Genomic DNA, 19,493 nt, shown 5'->3' with positions numbered 1-19,493 from the left:
CAATTAAGTGAAGAGGCCATCCGAAAGGATGGCCTTTTTGCGTTTCCAGACTGCACAAACTATTCCCCCACAACCCGCTGTTTATACGGTAAACTACCTGCGTTTTTGCATCAGGATAGCGCCTATGAACCACTCCCTTAAGCCCTGGAATACCTTTGGTATTCAACGGAATGCTAATCAAATTGTACGCGCCGATACGGCCCAGCAACTGCTGGATGCATGGCAAAGCGCAACAGAAAACAACGAACCCGTACTGATTCTGGGCGAAGGCAGTAATGTCCTGTTTCTCGATGATTTTGCCGGGACGGTCATTATTAACCGCATCATGGGAATTGATGTCGAAGAGTGTGCCGATAGCTGGCGTTTGCACGTAGGTGCTGGCGAAAACTGGCATCAACTGGTGCAATATACCCTCGAAAACGGGATGCCGGGGCTGGAAAACCTGGCTCTCATCCCGGGCTGCGCGGGATCATCACCTATTCAAAATATCGGTGCGTATGGCATTGAACTCAAACACGTGTGTGACTATGTCGACTGCATTGAGCTGGCGACCGGTACGGCCCAGCGTTTAACGGCAGAGCAGTGCCGTTTTGGCTATCGTGACAGCATTTTCAAACACGAATATCAGGATCGCTACGTTATTGTCGCCGTAGGCCTGCGTTTGTCTAAAACCTGGCAGCCGGTGCTGACCTATGGTGATTTAACGCGTCTCGATCCGGCAACCGTGACCCCGCGCGATGTGTTTGACTCGGTTTGCCACATGCGAATGACCAAACTGCCCGATCCCAAAGTAAACGGAAATGCTGGCAGTTTCTTCAAAAACCCCGTGATAAGCAGCGAAAATGCAAAAGCATTGCTGGCGGGATGGCCTTCAGCACCCCATTACCCGCAGGCGGATGGCAACGTCAAGCTGGCCGCAGGGTGGCTTATCGATCAATGCCAGCTAAAAGGCACAGCTGTAGGTGGCGCGGCAGTTCACCGCCAACAGGCACTGGTGCTGATTAATCAACACGATGCGACCAGTGACGATGTCGTGCAACTGGCGCATCAGGTGCGTCAGAAAGTGGGAGAAAAATTTAACGTCTGGCTGGAGCCGGAAGTCCGCTTCATAGGTCGTACGGGTGAAGTGAATGCCGTGGAGGTCATCGCGTGAAGGACAATACCATCCCGTTAACCCTGATTGGCATCCTTGCCGATGGTGAGTTTCATTCAGGGGAACAATTAGGTGAGCAGCTGGGTATGAGCCGTGCTGCCATTAATAAACATATTCAGACCCTCCGCGACTGGGGGGTTGATGTCTTCACCGTGCCCGGAAAAGGCTACAGTCTGCCTGAGCCCATTCAGCTTCTGAATGAAGAGCTCATCCGCAGCCAGATAGGGCATGGCAACGTGGCCGTATTGCCGGTAATCGATTCGACAAACCAGTACCTTCTGGAACGGATAAGCGAACTGGCATCAGGGGATGCCTGCGTTGCAGAGTACCAGCAGGCCGGGCGTGGTCGCCGTGGGCGCAAGTGGTTTTCACCGTTTGGCGCTAATCTCTATCTTTCCATGTACTGGCGCCTTGATCAGGGCCCTGCTGCCGCCGTAGGCCTCAGTCTGGTGATCGGGATTGTGATGGCGGAAGTTCTGCACGAACTTGGCGCGGATAAAGTACGGGTTAAATGGCCGAACGACCTCTACCTGAACGATCGTAAGCTTGCTGGTATCCTGGTCGAACTGACGGGAAAAACAGGCGATGCTGCGCAAATTGTCATTGGTGCCGGTCTCAACATGGTGATGCGAAATGTGCAAAGCGATGTGGTGAATCAGGCGTGGACCAATCTTCAGGAAGCGGGGATCACCATCGATCGCAACACGCTTGCCGTGCGTATGATTAAAGAGCTGCGTACCTCTCTGTCTCTCTTTGAACAAGAAGGGCTGGCATCGTTTCTGTCTCGTTGGGAAAAACTCGATAACTTTATCAACCGACCGGTGAAACTGCTGATTGGCGATAAAGAGATCTACGGTATCTCCCGCGGCATTGATGCGCAGGGCGCCCTGCTTCTGGAGCAGGATGGCGTCATCAAGCCCTGGGTAGGCGGTGAGATCTCCCTGCGCAGCGCGGAATAACCGGACTGAGTGAATGATGCGAAAATCTGTCTGCGCCACACTGGTCGTGATGAGTCTGCTGGTCTCTCCACTCTCTCATGCCGGTCAGGCCTGGGAGAGTTATAAAGCACGCTTCTTCAAACCGGAAGGACGCATTGTCGATACCGGCAATGGCAGCGTTTCGCATACCGAAGGTCAGGGATTCGCCATGCTGATGGCGGTGGCCAACGACGATAAAACCACGTTCGATACGCTCTGGAAGTGGACCGACAACACCCTTAAGAATAAACACAACGGTCTTTATTACTGGCGCTATAACCCCGCGGAAACTGACCCGGTCGCTGACAAAAATAACGCTTCCGATGGCGATGTACTGATTGCCTGGGCACTGTTAAAAGCGAACGCGCGCTGGCATGACCAACGCTACATCCGTGCGTCGGATGCCATCACGAAGGCGCTGGTTTCCCACAACGTCATCCGGTATGCGGGTTATCGCGTCATGTTGCCGGGCGTTCAAGGATTTAAGCTGGACAACGAGGTGGTGCTCAACCCCTCTTATTTCATTTTCCCGGCCTGGCAGGCGTTTGCCGAACGCAGTCATTTGCCGGTCTGGCGTGAATTGATGAAGGACGGGCAACAGCTACTGGCCCAAATGGGGTCGGGTAAAGCCGGGTTGCCCACGGACTGGGTCTCGCTGGACGCGAAAGGGAAGCTGGTACCCGCCAGTGCCTGGCCGCCACGTATGAGCTATGACGCCATCCGCATTCCGCTGTACGTCGCCTGGGCTGATAAAAAAAGCCCGCTGCTGACACCGTGGCGGACCTGGTTCGGCCAGTTCCCACGGGAACACACTCCCGCGTGGGTTAACGTCACCACGAATGAATATGCCCCCTATATGATGGCAGGCGGTCTGCTGGCTGTAAGGGATTTAACGATGGGGCAGTCAACCGGCGAACCCGAAATTACCCCCGAAGATGACTATTATTCCGCGAGCCTGAAGATGCTCGTCTGGCTCGCGGAACAATAATTCCCCCTCCCCAATGGGAAGAGGGTCGGTAGAACTTACTGCGGATAAGGGACCCAGTCTCCGCCGTTCAGGCGAACGTACGGTTTGTTCTGGTACTGAATCACGACCGCGTTAGCGTTCTCAGAGACTTCAGCGGTTTGCGGTAGATTGCTGGTGAGCTGATCCCAGTTCACGCTATCTTCCACAAACAGCTTACCATCGACCGCGCGGGCCACAAGTTCTGAGATCGCCAGATAGCTGGTTGGCTGAGTGATCTCAATTGGCGCGCCCTGATGCGGTGCCTTCATGCCAAAGAATTTAATCCCGGCAGGCACGTTGGTAATGGACGGGCTGGGGATATCGCGCAGACCGGATACCTGCATTCTGTCGCCTTTTAGCGCCCCACCGTGTTCTGGAACGACAACCACCATCACTTTACGGCCTGATTTTTCCAGTTCAGTGAAGAACGCATCCAGCTCATCAAAGAACTTTTGCGCACGCACTTTGTAATCTGCGGTTTTGCTCACGCCAGGGAAGTGGTTACCGTCGTGAAGCGGCAGGGTGTTATAGAACGTCGCGCTGCGCGGATTGCTGTCTTTTTCGATGGTTTGCAGCCAGCGCTGTAGCACGGCGGTATCGTCATAGACAGGTGAACCGTCAAAGCCCAACAGCGTAACCGGCAGACCGGTTTGATCCATCAGCGGTGCCTGCATACCCCCTTGTTCACGTACCTCTTTCAGGAAGTTACCGAACTGGCCGTTATGCCCCAGCATCAGGTGCTGCGTAAAGCCCAGTTTTGCCAGGTTATCGAACAGATAACACTGGTTGCCCGCGGGTTGATACAGATTCTTATGCGATGGCTGACCGCAGCTTGCACGCAGCAGACGAATTGCCGCCGGACCGCTGTACGAGGTGGCAGAGTTAAAGTCTTTAAACTGGATATCGAAATGCGACCAGAGCGGGTGCGACATTAAACCAGCCGCGTCAACATCAGCCCAGGAGAGGGAACAGATGTTGATCACCAGCAGTTCAAACGGCTGGGCATCCGCCGGGAGCGCATCCGGGAATTTAGTCTGACGCTTATCTTCCGCCGTGTAGAAGCTGGAAAGCCAGGCGTTCAGGTTGGTTGAGGTCGGCGGCGCGGTCTGCGCTGGAATATCACCCACCACCGGCGTATCGCCTGCCGTGGTGACGGTTGCTGCCGCACTCCCGCCGGTAGTGGTCACCGTGCTGGTCGGTTGACCGGCTGGCCACAGGGAGAAACTTGGTCCTGCCAGCGTCAGAACGTTCAGCCAGATCATAATGGCGACGACAAACACCGTGACGCGGATCCACTGTGACAGAAACAGCCAGGCAACCAGCAGCACGAAGATCGCGCCAATCATCTGCCAGTTAATAAAGCGCTCGGTCAGGTCGAGCATATAGCTGGCGCTAAACCCCGCCACCTGAGAACCCTGGCTCATGATGCTGTCCGGCCCCGGTAGCCAGGTATCATGCCAGAACAGCGCAAAGCCCACGGGGATGGCAATCCAGTGACGTAAGCGATGCAGCCTGATGTTCGGCAGCGGCATCAACAGGAAGGCCATAAACACCAGGTTGAGCAGAGGATGGAAGTTGAGATAACCAGCCCACAGCAGACCAAACTTCACCAGAAAGTAGAAGTTCCAGCCAGAAAGGCCGCGCCAGTATTGCCAGAGCGGCGAAGGTGACGAAGCGGTATAAGTAGAATTAGTCATGTTTTCGGTCTGCCTTGACGTGTGATGCCCGTGTCAGTGTTCCGGCTGGTTTGACATAGCGAGGTTTGCCAAACACCACTCTGGACGTATCGCGAATACGGCGCAGTGAATGGCGTGCATAGTAACCAAGCGGGAAAAAGATCAGCGCACAGAATACGATCAGTTGAATGATATCGCTGATATTCATGATGGTGCGTTCTCCCCATTCTCAGTTAATAAGCGAAGGGGTTCCGGAACCCGACGCCAGACATGGCCGTCATGCCTTGCATTGAGGATCGGTTTTAAATCGCTCGCCGCAGGGAGCGGTTTAACCCAGTTTTCAGGCGCAAGGGTGCGCATCTGCACCAGCTCAGCGCTGATCAGATTGTCTTCGAACCAAATCATACGGTTCGAGAAAATATCCCCGGTAGGCAGGGGGAAGATATGGTTCAGCGCGGTATCGAGATCGTTCACCCGACAAAAGGACAAAAACAGCACCAGACGGTTGTCGCCAATCGTCATGATGTCCCCGGTACGGTTAGGACGACATAAAGTGAGCGCCTGTTCAACGCGGATCCCCGGCACAGGACGCAGGGCAACCATTACCCCTTTCCCGTCTGCAGGAAGTAGCGTGTTGTTCATCATGTTACCAACGGCATCACAGAAGGTATCCCATTTCTGGTAACCGCGCAGTTTCATTGGCTGGGTCATGGAAAGCAGCGTGGAAATATCTTCCGGTACGTGGCGGTTGAACTGCTGACCCTGCACACTTTCGATGAGCGTCAGGCAGCGTGAGAGTGGGGCATTCCACGGGATCACCATGTTTGCGCCACAGCCCAAAAGCAGACGCTCATCGGTGGCACGCAGGCTGGTATTGTTTTCGCGTACCACTATTTTTAACGCACTGCCGCGCTGACGACGTAAGGTATGAATTTGTCTTGCCAGCGTTTCAATCTGGTTATTCTGCATCAGCGAGAAAACCAGGGTGGCCGCCTGCGTCGTGCGGGCTTCATGAAAAAGCGCTTCATTGGAGTCAAACAGCGACCAGTTTTCAGACAGCGCGGGCGCGCCTTCCAGCACCGCGATATGGCTCAGGATCCGTTTTTCATCGCTGCGCGGTTGCACCACGGTTTCTTCTTGCTGGGCAAGGTGCCACTCACCGTCAATATGGTTAAGCGTAAGCTGTTGTCGGGCGCTCACCCCTTTTTCATTACACCAGAATGCAATATCGTAGAGATAGCTCCCCGCCTGGTCGCGAAGACTTGCCAGGCCGAAAAGAGATCGATATTCACCCATTAAAAGTGAGAACAGCTTATCGTTATTACTGCCGGGATTGATTATCAATAGCGTGCAATTTTGAAATCTTGCCCATTTATTGATTTTTTCCAGCCACTGCAGCAGTTTTTCTGCAGGGATATTTTGCAGGGCGTTATGTGAACATTTAAGAATCAATAAATAGTGATCCGGATCGATGGAGCACTGAATGTCGCGGGACAAAAAGTATAGACTATCTGCTTCTGAGGGCATGGAAAATAATCGCACCGTCTGTGGACCGCGGTCACGTTCCAGGGTGATAATTTTGTTGGGATCGTCGCCCATGCTAATGACCGCCACCCGGGCATCCTTGTTCTGGGCGGAAATTGTCTGGTTTACCAGACTGATAGCATCTTCATTGCGATCCGAATTAATCCACCAGACCCCTCCGACTGGCATGTGGCGCAATTCGTCCCATAATGACTGGATGCCAATAGAAAATATGGAGTCCACGGTGTCCCTCTTTTCGTCTAATTTATCTGTATATCAGTTTACTAGCGAAAGCGTAGAAATAAACCTAACATTGAAATTAAAGAGCATCAGATTTAGCATGTAAATGAAATTTCACCGGGCAGGAAGCCTCGCTACTTCTGAACGTGCGAAGATACTCAAAGGGATGGAAAAAAATGGATAATAATGAACCCGGAACCCCAGTCGATTCGACCCTGGGTTACACATTCCAAAACGATTTTCTGGCGCTGACGCAGGCCTTTTCTTTACCTGAAATAGATTACACCGATATTTCCCAGCGGGAACAGTTGGCCGCGGCTATTAAACGTTGGCCGTTATTAGCTGAATTTACCCAACAACAATAAGGGAGCCATTGATGGCCATACTCGGATTACAGGGCGTCCGTGGTGGAGTGGGTACAACATCCGTTACCGCGGCGCTGGCGTGGTCATTACAGCTTTTAGGTGAATCGGTGCTGGTAATTGATGCCTGCTCCGACAATTTGCTACGTATGTCATTTAACGTCGACTTTACCCGTACCGAGGGTTGGGCCCGCGCGTTGCTTGATGATAAAGACTGGCGTGATGCGGGTCTGCGTTACACCTCCCAGCTTGATTTACTGCCGTTTGGTCAACTGACCACGACGGAACGTGAAAACGAAGCAGCGTATCAACGCTTATTTTCACAATTCACGCTCGCGCTGCAGAGTCTGAAAGAAAAAGGCCATTATCAGTGGATCCTGCTGGATCTGCCACACGGCGCCGGCACGCTGACCCGACAGTTGATTGCACAATGTGACCATGTACTCTCCATTGTGAATGTCGATGCAAATTGCCATATCCGTTTGCATCAGCAAGGGTTGCCGCAGAATAGCCATATCCTGATCAACGATTTACGTATTGGCAGCCAGATCCAGGACGATCTGTATCAGGTTTGGCTGCAAAGCCAGCGCCGCCTGTTGCCGATTGTGATCCATCGTGATGAAGGCATGGCGGAATGTCTCGCCTCCAAACAGCCACTCGGCGAGTACCGCAGCGATTCACTGGCGGCAGAAGAGATCCTGACGCTGGCAAACTGGTGTCTGCTGCACTTCGCCAATGGGGCGGAACCTGCCAGGAGTACGGTATGAGCCGACTCTCCAGCTGGTTACTCATCCCACCGGTCAGTTCGCGCTTAAGCGACCATTACCGGCATTTTCGCCGACATGGCGCGTCGGCGTTTAGCGCCGCGTTCGGCTGTTTCTGGATGATTCTGGCCTGGATGTTCATTCCCCTGGAGCACCCTCGCTGGCAGCGCATTCGTGCGCGACACAGTGAATTGTATCCGCACATTAATCCTGACCGGCCCCGGCCTTTAGATCCGGCACGTTACATTATTCAGGCGATCTGGCTGGTGGTCACCTCTGCGCGTCATGAAAAAAAGACCCCGCACTGGCGTAGTTTCAGCCGGGTCCAGCTTTTACGTGAACGCTATCATCAGTGGCTGGACAGACTGCCTGCCCGCGTGGGCGATAAGACCAGCCATCTGGATAACCATAAGGAGCTCGGGCATCTGCACCCGGGCTTACGGCGTTTTATTCTGGGCGTGATCGTTGTCTTCTCGCTCATTCTGGCGCTGGTCTGTATCACGCAACCCTTTAACCCGCTGGCGCAGTTCACCTTCCTGATCCTGCTGTGGGGCGTGGCGCTGCTGGTGCGGCGTATACCGGGGCGTTTCTCCGCTCTGATGCTGATTGTGTTGTCGCTGACCGTCTCCTGCCGCTATATCTGGTGGCGTTATACCTCAACGCTGAACTGGGACGACCCGGTTAGTCTGATATGCGGTCTGGTGCTGCTGTTTGCAGAAACCTACGCCTGGATCGTGCTGGTGCTGGGCTATTTCCAGGTGATCTGGCCGCTCAACCGCCAACCAGTTCCGCTGCCAAAAGATACGTCGACGTGGCCGACTGTCGATCTCTTTGTGCCGACCTATAACGAAGACCTGAGCGTGGTGAAAAATACCATTTATGCCGCGCTGGGCATCGACTGGCCCAAAGATAAGCTCAAAATCTGGATCCTGGATGACGGCGGTCGCGCCGCGTTCCGTCAGTTCGCAGAAGAGGTGGGCGTTGAGTATATCGCCCGTATCTCGCACGAGCATGCCAAAGCCGGGAACATCAACAACGCGCTGAAGTATGCAACAGGGGAGTTTGTCTCTATCTTTGACTGCGACCACGTGCCGACGCGCTCGTTCCTGCAGATGACGATGGGCTGGTTCCTGAAAGAGAAGGAGCTGGCGATGATGCAGACGCCACACCATTTCTTCTCACCGGATCCGTTTGAACGTAACCTTGGTCGTTTCCGTAAAACCCCGAACGAAGGCACCCTGTTCTATGGTCTGGTGCAGGATGGCAACGACATGTGGGATGCGACCTTCTTCTGCGGTTCCTGTGCGGTTATCCGCCGTAAACCGCTGGATGAAATTGGCGGTATCGCGGTTGAAACGGTCACTGAAGATGCGCACACCTCGCTGCGCTTGCATCGCCGCGGCTATACCTCGGCCTATATGCGTATCCCTCAGGCGGCCGGTCTGGCGACGGAGTCACTGTCGGCGCATATCGGCCAGCGTATTCGCTGGGCGCGCGGCATGGTGCAGATTTTCCGTCTTGATAACCCGCTGCTGGGTAAAGGCCTCAAGCTGGCGCAACGTCTGTGCTACGTCAACGCCATGTTCCACTTCTTATCCGGTATCCCGCGGCTGATCTTCCTGACCGCGCCGCTGGCGTTCCTGCTTCTTCACGCCTATATCATCTACGCACCGGCCCTGATGATTGCGCTGTTTGTTCTGCCGCACATGATCCACGCGAGCCTGACGAACTCGAAGATTCAGGGGAAGTATCGCCATTCGTTCTGGAGTGAAATCTACGAAACGGTGCTGGCCTGGTATATCGCGCCGCCGACAATGGTGGCGCTGATTAACCCGCATAAAGGCAAATTCAACGTCACTGCGAAGGGTGGCCTGGTGGAAGAAGAGTATGTCGACTGGGTGATCTCCCGTCCGTACATCTTCCTGGTGCTGCTGAACATTGTGGGCGTGATTGCCGGTATCTGGCGCTACTTCTACGGTCCGGAAAACGAGATCCTGACGGTGTTCGTCAGTATGGCATGGGTATTCTACAACCTGATTATTCTCGGCGGTGCGGTGGCAGTATCGGTGGAGAGCAAGCAGGTACGTCGCGCACATCGCGTTGAAATCAGCATGCCTGCGGCGATAGCCCGTGAAGATGGCCATCTCTTCTCCTGTACCGTACACGACTTCTCCGACGGTGGTCTGGGTATCAAAATCAACGGTCAGGCGAAGGTACTGGAAGGGCAGAAGGTCAACCTGCTGCTTAAGCGCGGCCAGCAGGAGTATGTCTTCCCGACACAGGTTGTGCGTGTGGCAGGCAATGAAGTGGGTCTGCAGCTGATGCCGCTGACCAGGAAGCAACATATTGATTTTGTGCAGTGTACGTTTGCCCGCGCGGATACGTGGGCTCTCTGGCAGGACAGCTTCCCGGAAGATAAACCTCTGGAAAGCCTGCTGGATATTCTGAAGCTGGGGTTCCGTGGCTATCGTCACCTTGCAGAATTTGCCCCGTCGTCGGTGAAAATAATTTTCCGGTCACTTACTTCGCTGGTTTCCTGGGTCGTGTCGTTCATTCCTCGTCGTCCTGAGCGGGATGAGGCGAAGCAGGCGGACCCGGTTATGGCTCAACAATGATGATAACGCGATGAAAACAAAACTTTCCTGGTTATGTGCAGTGGCAATGGGGATGAGTACGCTCCCCGCAACAATGGCTAACGCAGCGCCTGATAACGTCGCGGCCACGCCAGCTCCTACGGTGCCTGTGGTTGCGCAAGCGACCGAACCGGTTGTCACGGCGGCACCCGGGCAGACAGAAAACCTGGTGCCCAACCAGCCGACAGCGGGCAACACCTTGCCGGCAGATACGCAGGTTGTGGGGCAGGTGATGCCGGGCGTGCGGGGCGCTAACGCGCCGGTTGTCGCGGAGAATGCGCCGTCGCGAGACGTGAAGCTCAGCTTTGCGCAGATTGCGCCGCCTCCGGGCAGCATGGTGCTGCGCGGCGTTAACCCTGACGGCGGTATCGAGTTTGGCATGCGCAGCGATGAGGTTGTCTCTAACGCGGTGCTGAATCTCGAATATACCCCGTCGCCATCGCTGTTGCCGACGCAGTCTCAGCTGAAGGTCTACCTCAATGATGAGTTGATGGACGTTCTGCCGGTCACCAAAGAGCAGTTGGGCAAGAAAACCCTGGCGCAGGTGCCGATCAACCCGCTGTTTATCACCGACTTTAACCGTATCCGTCTGGAATTTGTGGGCCACTACCGTGACGTCTGCGAAAACCCGGCCAGCAACACGCTGTGGATGGATATCGGGCGTAACTCATCGCTGCAGATGACCTACCAGTCTCTGGCGCTGAAAAACGATCTCTCAGCGTTCCCGGTGCCGTTCTTCGATCCGCGCGATAACCGTCCGCTCACCCTGCCGATGGTCTTTGCCTCCTCTCCGGATGTGACGGAACAACGCGCGGCGACCATTGTGGCCTCCTGGTTCGGCTCCCGTTCCGGCTGGCGCGGGCAGAACTTCCCGGTCATGTACGACAAAATCCCTGACAGAAATGCCATCATCTTCGCCACCAATGCGAAGCGTCCTGCATTCCTGCGCGAGCACCCGGCCGTCAAAGCCCCGACCATTGAGATGATTAGCCACCCGGATAACCCGTATGTGAAGCTGCTGGTGGTCTTTGGCCGTGACGAAAAAGACCTGGTGCAGGCGGCAAAAGCGATTGCGCAGGGGAATATCCTGTTCCGCGGCAGCAGCGTGGTGGTCGATGAGGTCAAGCCGCTGCTGGCACGTAAACCGTATGACGCACCAAACTGGGTGCGTACCGACCGGGCAGTGACCTTCGGTGAGCTGAAAACCTACGAAGAGCAGCTGCAGGCGACGGGGCTTGAGCCATCGCCTATCAGCCTGTCGCTGAACCTGCCGCCGGACCTGTATCTGCTGCGGACCAACGGCATTGATATCAACCTGAACTACCGTTACACCGCGCCGTCAACCAAAGACAGCTCGCGCATGGATATCAGCCTGAACAACCAGTTCCTGCAATCCTTTAGCCTGACCAGCACCCAGGACACTAACCGGCTGATGCTCCGTCTGCCGGTATTGCAGGGGCTGCTGGATGGTAAGACCGATGTCTCTATCCCGGCGCTGAAGCTCGGGGCGATAAACCAGTTGCGCTTTAATTTCCAGTACATGAACCCACTGCCTGGCGGTTCGGTGGACAACTGCATCACCTTCCAGCAGGTGCAGAACCACGTCGTGATTGGCGATGAGTCGACCATCGACTTCTCGAAGTACTATCACTTCCTCGCGATGCCGGATCTGCGGGCATTTGCCAATGCGGGCTTCCCGTTCAGCCGCATGGCGGACCTGTCTGAATCCATTGTTGTGATGCCAAAAGCGCCAAACGAAGAGCAGGTGACCACCCTGCTGGACACCATGGCGACCGTGGGCGCGCAAACGGGCCTGCCGGCGATTAACGTCACGTTGACTGACGATGGTGCGCAAATCCAGAACAAAGATGCAGACATCATGGTGATCGGGACCATCCCGGATAAGCTCAAAGATGAGAAGCGTGTCGATCTGCTGGTTCAGGCTGCTCAGTCCTGGGTTAACACGCCGCTGCGTCAGACCCAGTTCCCGAGCATCATGCCGGATATCAACGATCGTAAAGCCAGCGCGCAAACGGCGGTAACGTCTCAGGGCGCGATGGCGGCCGTGGTCGGTTTCCAGTCACCGTACAACGATCAGCGTAGCGTCATTGCCCTGCTGGCAGACAGCCCGCGCGGCTATGAACTGCTCAACAGCGCGATGAACGACAGCGGTAAACGTGCCTCCATGTTCGGTTCTGTCTCGGTGATCCGTGAGTCGGGCGTCAACAGCCTGCGCGTGGGCGATGTGTACTATGTAGGCCATCTGCCATGGTTCGAACGTCTGTGGTATGCGCTCTCTAACCATCCGGTTCTGCTGGCTATCCTGGCCGCCGTCAGCGTGGTGTTGCTGGCCTGGGTGCTGTGGCGTCTGCTGCGAATCATCAGCCGTCGTCGCCTGAATCCGGATCATGAGTAAGATGTGATGAAAGCCTTTCGCTGGTGTGTAGTCGGATTGATGCTGGCGGCGACGCCTCTTCGTGCCGCCTGCACCTGGCCTGCCTGGGAGCAGTTTAAACAGGATTACATCAGCGAGGGCGGGCGGGTCATTGACCCCAGTGACACGCGTAAAATCACCACCTCGGAAGGGCAAAGTTACGCGCTGTTCTTTGCCCTGGCCGCGAATGACCGTAAAGCGTTCGACCAGGTGCTGGCATGGACGCGGGATAATCTTGCCGGTGGGCATCTCGACGACACGCTCCCCGCCTGGCTATGGGGACAGAAAGACAAAGAGAACTGGGCGGTCATCGACACCAATTCCGCCTCGGATGCCGATGTCTGGATTGCCTGGTCACTGCTTGAAGCGGGCCGGTTATGGAAAGACGCCGACTACACCCGCACGGGTAAGGCGCTACTCAAACGCATTGCCCGCGAGGAAGTGGTGAAAGTACCCGGTCTTGGCCTGATGTTGCTCCCGGGTAAAGTGGGTTTTGCCGATGAAAACGCCTGGCGTTTTAACCCCAGCTATCTTCCGCCTCAGCTGGCGAGCTATTTCACGCGTTTTGGTGCCCCGTGGACTACCCTGCGTGAAACCAATCTGCGCTTGCTGCTGGAGAGTGCGCCAAAAGGCTTTTCGCCGGACTGGGTGCAATACCAGAAAAACAAAGGCTGGCGGTTAAAGCAGGATCCGCCGCTGGTGGGAGGATACGATGCTATCCGAGTCTATCTTTGGGTGGGGATGATGAGCGATAACGATCCCCAGAAAGCCCGGCTACTGGCACGTTTCCAGCCGATGGCCGCCACGACAATAAAACAGGGTGTTCCGCCGGAGAAAGTGGATGTGGCGAGCGGGAAACGCACGGGCAATGGCCCGGTCGGCTTCTCTGCTGCCATGCTGCCTTTTTTACAGCAGCGTGACGCGCAGGCCGTTCAGCGTCAGCGTGTGGCTGACCATTTTCCCGGTAACAATGCCTATTACAGTTATGTACTGACTCTCTTTGGACAAGGATGGGATCAGCATCGTTTTCGCTTCACCACAAAAGGTGAATTAATACCGGATTGGGGCCAGGAATGCGCAAGTTCACAGTAAATCTACTCAGTTTATCGCTTGGCCTGGCGCTGATGCCGCTGGCTCAGGCCGTCAACTCCCCGCAGCAGCAACAACTGCTGGAACAGGTGCGCCTGGGGGAATCGACGCAGCGTGAGGATTTGGTGCGTCAGTCGCTCTATCGTCTTGAGCTGATTGACCCCAACAACCCTGACGTTATTGCCGCGCGTTTTCGCTATCTGCTTCGTCAGGGCGATAATGCCGGTGCGCAAAAAGAGCTGGATCGACTGAAAGGGATCGCACCCGGTTCCAGTGCGTATCAGTCCTCACGCAATACCATGCTGCTTTCCACGCCGGATGGCCGCCAGCAGTTACAGCAGGCCCGCTTACTCGCCACGACGGGTCACACCCAGGAGGCGATTGCCGCCTATGACAAGCTGTTCGACGGCAACCCGCCGGGCGGCGATGTGGCGACGGAATACTGGAATGTGGTGGCGAAAGATCCTGCCCGCCGCAATGCGGCCATTAATCAGCTGAAGAAGATTAACAGCAGCAGTCCTGGCAATACGCAACTGCAGTCGACGCTGGCCCAGCTGCTGTTCCAGACCGGACGCCGTGATGAAGGGTTTGCGGTGCTGCAGGAGATGGCCAAATCCAGCAATGGCCGCAGCCAGGCGTCGGATATGTGGTATGAGCAGATCAAAGACCAGCCGGTCAGCAGCGCCAGCGTCTCTGCGCTGCAAAAATACCTGAGCGTATTCAGTGACGGCGAGAACGTAGCGGCAGCGCGTTCACAGCTTGAAGCGCAGCAGAAACAGCTCGCCGACCCCACCTTCCGTGCCAAAGCGCAAGGCCTGGCGGCGGTAAATGCCGGGCAGGGTGATAAGGCGGTGGCGGAGCTGCAAAAGGCGGTCAGCGCAAACCACGCTGACAGCGAAGCCGTTGGTGCGCTGGGTCAGGCTTATTCCCAGAAAGGCGACCGCGCTCGCGCGGTGGCACAGTTTGAAAAGGCGATCGCCCTCGATCCGCAGAGCGATAATCGCGGTAAATGGGACAGTTTGCTGAAGGTGAACCGCTACTGGCTGCTGATCCAGCAGGGGGATGCGGCGCTGAAAGCGAATAATCCGGCTCAGGCGGAACGCTACTATCAGCAGGCGCGCAATATCGACAATAGCGACAGTTATGCGGTGCTGGGGCTGGGTGATGCCGCAGCGGCGCGTAAAGATAACGAAGCGGCCGAGCGCTATTATCGCCAGGCGTTGCGTATGGACAGCGGTAACAGCAACGCGGTTCGCGGGCTGGCCAATATTTATCGTGCCCAGTCGCCAGAGAAAGCCTCGCAGTTTATCCAGTCGCTCTCCGCCAGCCAGCGTCGCAGCATCGATGATATTGAACGTAGCCTGACCAACGAACAGCTCTCCGCGCAGGCTGAGCAGCTGGAGAACCAGGGCAAATACGCTCAAGCCGCCGAGATTCAGCGCCGTCGTCTGGCGCTCTCCCCAGGCGACGTGTGGATCACCTATCGTCTGTCGCGCGATCTCTACAGCGCAGGCCAGCGCAGCCAGGCGGATACCCTGATGCGTCAGCTTGCCAGCCAGAAACCGACCGACCCGGACCAGGTGTATGCTAACGGGCTCTATCTTTCCGGAAACGATCAGGATCGCGCCGCGCTGGCCCATCTGGAGACGCTGCCGCGTAGCCAGTGGAACGGCAATATTCAGGAGCTCGCCGATCGTCTGCAAAGCAATCAGGTGCTTGAAACCGCCAACCGCCTGCGCGACAGCGGCAAAGAGCAGGAGGCGGAAAATCTTCTGCGTCAGCAACCTGCCTCCACCCGTATCGACTTAACCCTGGCGGACTGGGCGCAGCAGCGTGGCGATCTCAACGCGGCGAAAACGGCTTACAGCGGCGTGCTGCAGCGTGAGCCGCAAAACGAAGATGCGATCCTCGGTCTGACTGAAATCTACAGCGCGCAGGGCGACAAGGCCGCTGCACGCGCCGAGCTGGCGAAACTGCCTGCGGCGCAAAACGGTCAGCCGTTGTCGCTCAATATGCAGCGCCGCATCGCGATGGCGCAGGCGGGGCTGGGTGATTCTGCTGCCGCCGCGCAGACGTTTGACAAGATCATTCCGCAGGCTAAATCGCAGCCTGCATCGATGGAAAACGCGCTGGTGCTGCGTGATGCGGCCCGTTTTCAGGCGCAAAACGGCCAGCCTCAGCAGGCGCTGGAGACCTATAAAGATGCGATGGTCTCCTCGGGTATTACCACCACCCGTCCGGCCGATAATGACAGCTTTACGCGCCTGACGCGTAACGATGAAAAAGATGACTGGCTGAAACGCGGCGTGCGTAGCGATGCCGGTGATTTATACCGCCAGCAGGATCTTAACGTCACACTGCAGCACGATTACTGGGGCTCCAGCGGCACGGGCGGCTACTCCGATCTGAAAGCCCACACCACCATGCTGCAGGTGGATGCGCCGCTCTCTGATGGGCGGATGTTCTTCCGCAGCGATCTGGTCAATATGGATGCCGGTTCGTTTGCCACCAACAACGGCACCTACGATCCCAAATGGGGTACCTGTGCCGAAACGCCGTGCCGCGGCAACACCAACCAGACGTCAAATGGCGCAAGCGTGGCCGTGGGCTGGCAGAATAAAACCTGGGCATGGGATATCGGCACCACGCCGATGGGCTTTGACGTCGTCGACGTGGTGGGCGGCGTCAGTTACAGCAGCGATCTCGGTCCGATCGGCTATACCGTTAACGCTCATCGTCGTCCGATCTCCAGCTCGCTGCTGGCCTTCGCCGGGCAAAAAGATACCAACACCGGCACCACCTGGGGCGGCGTGCGCGCTACCGGTGGTGGCGTGAGCATAAGCTATGACAAAGGTGAGGCGAATGGCATCTGGTCAAGCCTGAACGCGGAATCGCTGACGGGCAAAAATGTGGAAGATAACTGGCGCGTCCGCTGGATGACCGGTTACTACTACAAGCTCATTAATAAAAACAACGAGCGCCTGACGGTCGGCGTCTCCAATATGCTCTGGCACTACGACAAAGATCTGAGTGGCTATACCCTGGGTCAGGGGGGGTATTACAGTCCGCAGGAGTATGTCTCCTTCGCGCTGCCGGTGACCTGGCGTAAACGCACGGAGAACTGGTCCTGGGAGCTGGGCGGGTCTGTATCCTGGTCTCACTCTAAAACCAACGATGTGCTGCGCTATCCGATTCAGGGACTTATCCCTGTCGATGAGCCAGGCCGCTATACCGACAGAGGCGATATGGAAACCGGCAGCAGTTCTTCCGGCACCGGTTATACCGCGCGGGCCATTATCGAGCGCCGGGTAACGTCCAACTGGTTTGTTGGGCTGGGTGTGGACATTCAGGAAGCGAAAGACTATACCCCAAGCCATGCGCTGCTTTATGTTCGCTACTCCGCCGCAGGCTGGCAGGGCGATATGGACTTACCGCCGCAGCCGCTTATTCCGTATGCGGACTGGTAATCGGATTTAACTTAATCCATTTGTAAGTCTCTCTTAAAAGTGCAGCGATCGGGTATACTCAGGCGCGCCAGGTTTACACCCTGGTGCGCCCTGCGCTTCGAGTTCTGTGGAGAGTCATTTTGCGTGTCAGCCGTTCCTTAACGATCAAACAGATGGCGATGGTTTCTGCCGTCACAATGCTGTTTGTACTGCTATTTTGCGTAATTTTGCTGTTTCATTCCGTGCAGCAGAATCGCTATAACACGGCTACACAATTAGAAAGTATTGCCCGCTCGGTGCGTGGCCCGCTCTCTGCTTCGATTCTGAAAGGTGATATTCCCGAAGCGGAAACCATTTTAAAACGCATTCAGCCTGCGGGCGTCGTCAGCCGCGCAGACGTGGTGCTGCCTAACCAGTTCCAGGCGCTGCGGATGAGTTTTATCCCTGAACGTCCCGTCCCGATGATGGTGATGCGTCTGTTTGAGCTGCCGGTACAAATTTCGCTCCCCATCTACTCGCTTGAACGCCCTGCGAATCCGCAGCCGCTGGCTTATCTTGTCCTGCAGGCGGACTCGTATCGCATGTATAAGTTCGTCATGAGCTGGTTTATCACGTTAGTGACCACTTGCTTACTTATGACGCTGATCCTCAGCGTGGCGCTGACCTGGTGCATTAACCGGCTGATTGTTCATCCGCTGCGCCGTATCGCCCGGGAGCTAAACTCGCTTTCTCCCCAGGACCAGATGGGACATCAGCTTGAGCTACCGCGCCTTCATCATGACGATGAGATCGGCATGCTGGTGCGCAGCTACAACCTCAACCAGCAGCGCATTCAGCGTCAGCAGGATGAACTGAACAGTAGCGCCACCCGTTTCCCGGTGTCGGAGCTCCCCAATAAAGCGTTTCTGATGGCGATGCTGGAGCAGACCGTGGCCCGCCAGCAGACCACCGCGTTGATGGTCATCGCCTGTGAGACCCTGCAGGACACCGCTGGCGTGCTCAAGGAGAGCCAGCGTGAAATGCTGCTGCTGACGCTGGTGGAAAAGGTCAAATCTGTTCTTGCGCCGCGCATGGTGCTGACCCAGGTCAGCGGTTATGACCTGGTGGTGATTGCAAACGGCGTGAAAGAGCCGTGGCATGCCATCACACTAGGTCAGCAAGTACTCACTGTCATTAATGAGCGGCTGCCCATTCAGGGTATCCAGCTTCGCCCCAGCGCCAGTATTGGCATTGCGATGTTCTACGGCGATCTGACCGCAGAACAGCTTTATCGCCGCGCCTTCTCGGCGGCCTTTACCGCCCGCCGCAAAGGGAAAAACCAGATCCAGTTCTTCGACCCGGAACAGATGGAAAAGGCGCAGCAGCGTCTGACGGAAGAGAGCGACATCCTCACCGCGCTGGATAACCACCAGTTTGCCCTCTGGCTGCAGCCGCAGGTCAACTTGCTGACGGGTGAAGTAAAAAGCGCGGAAGCGTTGCTGCGTGTGCAACAGCCGGATGGCTCCTGGGAGCTACCGGAAGGGTTGATCGACCGCATCGAATCCTGCGGCCTGATGGTCACCGTCGGCTACTGGGTGCTTGAGGAGTCCTGCCGCCAGCTCGCCGCCTGGCAGGAGCGTGGCGTGAACCTGCCGCTGTCGGTCAATCTCTCTGCCCTGCAGCTGATGCATCCGACCATGGTCTCGGAGATGCTGGAGCTCATCAATCGCTACCGGATCCAGCCGGATACGCTGATTCTGGAAGTAACGGAAAGCCGCCGTATCGACGACCCTAATGAGGCGGTCGCGATACTGAAACCGCTGCGTAACGCCGGTATTCGCATTGCGCTGGATGATTTTGGCATGGGCTATGCCGGACTGCGTCAGCTCCAGCACATGAAAACGCTGCCGGTGGATGTTCTGAAAATCGACAAAGCGTTTGTGGAAGGGTTGCCGGAAGACAGCAGCATGGTGCAGGCCATTATCCAGATGGCGCGCAGCCTCAACCTGAATCTGATTGCCGAGGGCATCGAGACGGAAGCACAGCGCCGCTGGCTGGCTGACGCGGGTGTCGAGAAGGGCCAGGGCTTCCTGTTTGCCCGCGCCGTCCCGTCGGATGTCTTTGAACAGCGATACCTTTCAGGCGCTGGCAATAACGCAAAAGTGTAATTTTGTTGCTGGCTTGTGCGAGCCAGCTCAAAGTTCTTAACA

13 protein-coding genes are annotated in these 19,493 nt (G+C 56.2%); 10 read left to right on the top strand and 3 right to left on the bottom strand.

What is annotated here, in order from left to right; all coding sequences use genetic code 11:
- The first annotated feature begins 124 nt into the window (after positions 1–124).
- Genes murB through EKN38_RS24520 form a run of 3 tightly spaced genes read left to right on the top strand, consistent with a single transcriptional unit; the run spans position 125 to position 3,118 of the window.
- The gene (gene murB, locus EKN38_RS24530; RefSeq protein ID WP_014833682.1) at positions 125–1,153 is read left to right on the top strand and encodes a UDP-N-acetylmuramate dehydrogenase; all 1,029 of its coding nucleotides are present in this window, start codon (positions 125–127) and stop codon (positions 1,151–1,153) included.
- On the top strand, positions 1,150–2,112 hold the full coding sequence (birA, locus tag EKN38_RS24525; RefSeq protein WP_014833681.1) for a bifunctional biotin--[acetyl-CoA-carboxylase] ligase/biotin operon repressor BirA: 963 nt from the start codon (positions 1,150–1,152) through the stop codon (positions 2,110–2,112). Before murB ends, birA begins: the two co-directional genes overlap by 4 nt.
- Before the next feature lie 13 nt (positions 2,113–2,125).
- A complete protein-coding gene (locus EKN38_RS24520; protein ID WP_014833680.1) occupies positions 2,126–3,118 on the top strand; it encodes a glycosyl hydrolase family 8 in 993 nt (330 codons plus the stop codon).
- 35 nt (positions 3,119–3,153) lie between these two features.
- On the opposite strand, the gene bcsG is transcribed toward EKN38_RS24520, so the two are convergent.
- The 3 genes from bcsG to bcsE are packed head-to-tail and all read right to left on the bottom strand — an operon-like array spanning position 3,154 to position 6,579.
- Positions 3,154–4,833, bottom strand: a complete 1,680-nt coding sequence (gene bcsG / locus EKN38_RS24515; RefSeq protein WP_014833679.1) for a cellulose biosynthesis protein BcsG — start codon at positions 4,831–4,833, stop codon at positions 3,154–3,156.
- Entirely contained in the window at positions 4,826–5,023 is a 198-nt protein-coding gene (bcsF, locus tag EKN38_RS24510; protein WP_043951717.1) for a cellulose biosynthesis protein BcsF, read from the bottom strand. Before bcsF ends, bcsG begins: the two co-directional genes overlap by 8 nt.
- A complete protein-coding gene (gene bcsE / locus EKN38_RS24505) occupies positions 5,017–6,579 on the bottom strand; it encodes a cellulose biosynthesis c-di-GMP-binding protein BcsE (protein WP_014833677.1) in 1,563 nt (520 codons plus the stop codon). The genes bcsF and bcsE overlap by 7 nt, the downstream gene beginning before the upstream one ends.
- A 173-nt stretch (positions 6,580–6,752) precedes the next feature.
- Here bcsE and bcsR point away from each other — a divergent pair, with 173 nt between their 5' ends.
- From bcsR to hmsP, 7 genes are all read left to right on the top strand, one after another.
- A complete protein-coding gene (gene bcsR, locus EKN38_RS24500; protein ID WP_013099220.1) occupies positions 6,753–6,941 on the top strand; it encodes a cellulose biosynthesis protein BcsR in 189 nt (62 codons plus the stop codon).
- A gap of 11 nt (positions 6,942–6,952) precedes the next feature.
- On the top strand, positions 6,953–7,705 hold the full coding sequence (gene bcsQ / locus EKN38_RS24495) for a cellulose biosynthesis protein BcsQ (RefSeq protein ID WP_014833676.1): 753 nt from the start codon (positions 6,953–6,955) through the stop codon (positions 7,703–7,705).
- A complete protein-coding gene (gene bcsA, locus EKN38_RS24490; RefSeq protein WP_014833675.1) occupies positions 7,702–10,317 on the top strand; it encodes a UDP-forming cellulose synthase catalytic subunit in 2,616 nt (871 codons plus the stop codon). The genes bcsQ and bcsA overlap by 4 nt, the downstream gene beginning before the upstream one ends.
- Before the next feature lie 10 nt (positions 10,318–10,327).
- Complete coding sequence (gene bcsB / locus EKN38_RS24485; RefSeq protein ID WP_043951716.1) at positions 10,328–12,751, top strand: cellulose biosynthesis cyclic di-GMP-binding regulatory protein BcsB; 2,424 nt, start codon at positions 10,328–10,330, stop codon at positions 12,749–12,751.
- Between the two features lie 6 nt (positions 12,752–12,757).
- Complete coding sequence (bcsZ, locus tag EKN38_RS24480) at positions 12,758–13,861, top strand: cellulose synthase complex periplasmic endoglucanase BcsZ (protein WP_043951715.1); 1,104 nt, start codon at positions 12,758–12,760, stop codon at positions 13,859–13,861.
- Entirely contained in the window at positions 13,843–17,325 is a 3,483-nt protein-coding gene (gene bcsC, locus EKN38_RS24475) for a cellulose synthase complex outer membrane protein BcsC (protein WP_014833672.1), read from the top strand. Before bcsZ ends, bcsC begins: the two co-directional genes overlap by 19 nt.
- Before the next feature lie 119 nt (positions 17,326–17,444).
- Positions 17,445–19,451 (top strand): biofilm formation regulator HmsP, encoded by a 2,007-nt coding sequence (gene hmsP, locus EKN38_RS24470; RefSeq protein WP_014833671.1) that lies wholly within the window; start codon positions 17,445–17,447, stop codon positions 19,449–19,451.
- Positions 19,452–19,493: the final 42 nt, after the last annotated feature.

It is taken from the genome of Enterobacter sp. WCHEn045836 (assembly GCF_003965585.1).
Taxonomy (GTDB): Bacteria; Pseudomonadota; Gammaproteobacteria; order Enterobacterales; family Enterobacteriaceae; genus Enterobacter; species Enterobacter dissolvens.
Note: the sequence above shows the minus strand (reverse complement) of the source record. Positions and strands in the feature narration are given on the sequence as shown.